Genomic DNA, 1,755 nt, shown 5'->3' on the forward strand with positions numbered 1-1,755 from the left:
CAGCGGGGGCGGCACGGTGAGCGCGACGCTGTTCCCGCTCGGGCACACCATCCGGAGTCACCGCGGCGGTCGCGGACCGGGCCAGCGCGGCCAGGTGCCCGCACCCGACGCCGGTCAGCACTGACCTTGACCGTGGGTACGGAGGTCGCGGACGTGGGCTGCGGCACTGGGCGGCTTCTTCCGTACCTCGCGGGCCGGGGCCTGTCGCCGCGCGGGGTGGATCTGTCGCCAGGGATGGTCGAGGTGGCGCGGCGGGAGCATCCGGGTTTCGGCTACGAGGTCGCCGATCTGCGGGAGCTGCCGTTCCGGGACGCGTCGCTGGCCGGGGTGGTGTGCTGGTATTCGTTGATCTTCTTAGCACCGGACGCCCGGCTACGGGCGTTCGCCGAGTTGGCCCGGGTCGTGCGGCCGGGCGGCTACCTGGTGGCGGCGTTCAAGCACGGCGATGGGACCGGGCATCGTAACGGTCCCGGTAGCCGCGTCGGCAGTCTTGGCATCGACTTCGATCGGTACTGGCTCTCAGCCCGCGAGATGGAGGACCGCTTCACCGCTGCGGGGTTCGCCCTGACTTTCCAGGGCAGCACCCCGCCCGAAGAGGCAGAGCCCCCGCACGGGTACATGCTGGTCCGCAAGACCGGATCCGCGAACGGGTAGTGCGCGGATTTGCCGCTCCCCGTGTATCGCGCTGCGGCTGGAATATGGCATGGAGGTTCCTGGCCGGGTCGGGCACGATGCGGGGTGTGATGCTGCTGGTTCCTGCGGATCCACTGCGACCGCGTCGTCCCGACGAGCACTTCAAGACGGAGGCGGTGGCTGCTCGTGAGGCCGGACTTGACGTGGCGGTGGTCGATCACGACGCGCTGACCAGGCCGGGTCGTGTGGATCAGGCGGTGGCGTTGGTGCCCGCCGGCGGTGAGGCGGTCTACCGGGGCTGGATGCTGCGCAGCGAGCAGTACGCGGCCTTCGCTGAGGCGCTGTCCCGACGCGGCGTGACCCTGCGAACCTCGCCCGAGCAGTACCGGCAGGCCCACGAACTGCCCGGCTGGTACGCCGCGCTGGCGGCGTTGACCCCTCCGTCGGTGTGGACCAGGGGCGACCTGCGCGCCGATTTCGATCGGGTATGCATCGAGTTGGGCACCGGTCCGGCAGTCCTACGTGACTACACCAAGTCGATGAAGCACCACTGGCACGAGGCGGCGTTCATCCCCGACCTCGCCGACAGCGAGACGGCCTGGAAGGTGGCAAGCCGCCTGCGGCATCTGCGTGAAGACGACTTCGTCGGCGGGTTCGTGCTCCGCCGCTATGAGCGGTTCACCTCCGCCGAGGCGCGTACCTGGTGGGTCAACGGCGTCTGCGCCCTGGTCAGCGCGCATCCAGACACCCCGGACGATGTTCCGCCCCACAACGTGGACCTGGACGCGGTCATACCGCTCATCGCCGCACTCGGCCTGCCGTTCATCACGGTCGACTTCGCCCTGCGCGCCGACGGAGTCTGGCGAATCATCGAGATCGGCGACGGCCAGGTCAGCGACCGCCCAACCACCACCGAGCCCAGCACACTGATCACCGCGCTGCTCGCCGGCACCAGCTGACTGTCGTATGTGCATCCCAGATCGGGGCATCCTGAATCTGCAGGACTGTACAAATAACGGCTGATCGACCGATCAAGGGAGAGACGCCAGATGACGACCGAGACCACCGTGGGAGAGCCGGCCGTGGAGCCGGTGGGTGCGGTCACGGATGAGCAGTTGATTG

1 protein-coding gene and 1 pseudogene are annotated in these 1,755 nt (G+C 68.8%); both read left to right on the forward strand.

Annotated features, from left to right (window positions below; all coding sequences use genetic code 11):
• Nucleotides 1-120: 120 nt before the first annotated feature.
• Nucleotides 121-654 (forward strand): annotated as a pseudogene (locus HCA58_RS23035) (class I SAM-dependent methyltransferase); the annotation flags it as partial.
• An 89-nt stretch (nucleotides 655-743) separates the two neighbouring features.
• Nucleotides 744-1,592, forward strand: a complete 849-nt coding sequence (locus HCA58_RS23040; RefSeq protein WP_169600146.1) for an ATP-grasp domain-containing protein — start codon at nucleotides 744-746, stop codon at nucleotides 1,590-1,592.
• The last annotated feature ends 163 nt before the right edge of the window (nucleotides 1,593-1,755 follow it).

It is taken from the genome of Micromonospora sp. HNM0581, assembly GCF_012726175.1.
Taxonomy (GTDB): Bacteria; Actinomycetota; Actinomycetes; order Mycobacteriales; family Micromonosporaceae; genus Micromonospora.

Bases quoted from the DNA above. Each gene is read 5' to 3' on its own strand.
- HCA58_RS23040 (WP_169600146.1), top strand. From the start codon at position 744: ATGCTGCTGGTTCCTGCGGATCCACTGCGACCGCGTCGTCCCGACGAG.